The sequence below is a fragment of the Paenibacillus sp. MZ04-78.2 genome, assembly GCF_024213375.1.
Classification (GTDB): Bacteria; Bacillota; Bacilli; order Paenibacillales; family NBRC-103111; genus Paenibacillus_G.
On sequence record NZ_JANAVJ010000107.1, the window covers coordinates 1 to 1,520 of the forward strand.

The window sequence follows — 1,520 nt, forward strand, 5'->3', positions numbered from 1 at the left end:
ACTCAACTTTCGCAGCATGAAATCGGCAAACAAGCCTTGATATAACTGGGCAAAGCGGCAATCCATTGCTGAAGTTGACGCCCAATCAAAGCGGAGAGTTTCTTTCCGGCTTTTTGAGCTACTTCGTTGATCAAATCGAGCAACTGTTGCAAGGCAACCACCCAATCCATTGTCCCGACTTCGTCGCATAGCAAATAAAACAAGCCACCGAAGGAGCGCGCGTCCGTGGTTTGCCGATGTTGCCACGCGAGCAGCATATAGCGGGAAAACACAATCGTCGTATGGCTGATCAGCAAATCGTACGAACGACCCTGAAACTCCTTTTGCAGGCGAAGCAGCGATTTGGTGCACTTGAAGAAGACCTCAATATCCCAGCGGATCGCGTAAATCCGGATGATGTCTTCTACGGTGAGGGTAAGATCGGTTGTCAAAATCCCCAGCCATTCGTGTTTCTTCGTGCGATGACGAACAAACACGACCCGAACCGGGATACCCGAAGGAAGTTCGGTCTGGATCGAGCGGAGAATGCCACGTTTGCGGCTCACGACGGGAGAAGCCGCTGCGTACAGTTCTTTGAGCGACAGCTTCCGGCCATGAACAAGGAATCGCTTGTTGTCATTTTTCACCATGCCGATCACATTCAGGCCGCGAGCCACGATTTCGCCGATGAGCGGCGCATGGGTAAACCAACTGTCCATCAGGACGTAAGAGGCCGTGGCCCCGGCTGCCAGTGCCCGATCCAGCATGGACACGATGACCTGCGGAGCCGGCAACAGCGCCTCCTGTCGGCGTTTGTAGCCGTGCGACCGTTTGTCGATGTTCGCGTTCCTACCGTTGATGGCCGACTTGCTGGAGCTGAGCAGCGCAAAATCAAGGGGCAGGAAGGTGTGACCGTCCGACCAGCCCATCGTGAGCATGCGGAACCCCTTGTAAAACGTGCCCGTGGCATGATCCTTGAACCTGGCCAGTAACTCGACCGCTTTACTACGATTACGTTCAAACATGGAATCGTCGACGATGAAGACAGCGTCACGATCCGCCGAGGTCAGGGCATCTACCTTCTTCACGGTAGCCGTCCCGAGCAGTGTCAGGAAACGACGCCAGGCAAAGCCGGAATGGTTGAGGAAGCGATAGACAGCGTCCTTGCCGGGAAATGAGTCGGCTTTGCTGCTCTCCAGCAAACGAAACCAGTTCTTTTGATGAAACAACAGCACGAAAACGAGTTGAAACAGCCGGGCACAGCTGAGGCCAAATCGTTTGCGAAATCCCGCTTGCTGTAGAAATCTCATGACGTTCAGTTCTTGAAAAGCAAACTTTAATTCGTTTGGCAGTTGATTGAGATCGGGCTGATCGTTTATCATAATGGAAGACACCTCTTCTGTCTGGTAGTGATTGCTCATCACTCTCACTTTACCAAACGAAGTGGTGTTTTTCTATTTTGCAAGCCAGGTATCCAATGGCCTAGCATGCCTGCTGCTGCAAGGATTCAAGCCGATTTTTGATCTGCGAAAGTTGAGTTA

Annotated in this window: 1 protein-coding gene; it reads right to left on the reverse strand. The window is 52.3% G+C overall.

The window, feature by feature from the left end; genetic code table 11:
* Positions 1–2: 2 nt before the first annotated feature.
* Positions 3–1,361, reverse strand: a complete 1,359-nt coding sequence (locus NLX71_RS26210; protein ID WP_254366749.1) for an IS4 family transposase — start codon at positions 1,359–1,361, stop codon at positions 3–5.
* Between the last annotated feature and the right edge of the window lie 159 nt (positions 1,362–1,520).

Bases quoted from the DNA above. Each gene is read 5' to 3' on its own strand.
- NLX71_RS26210 (WP_254366749.1), bottom strand. From the start codon at position 1,361: ATGATAAACGATCAGCCCGATCTCAATCAACTGCCAAACGAATTAAAG.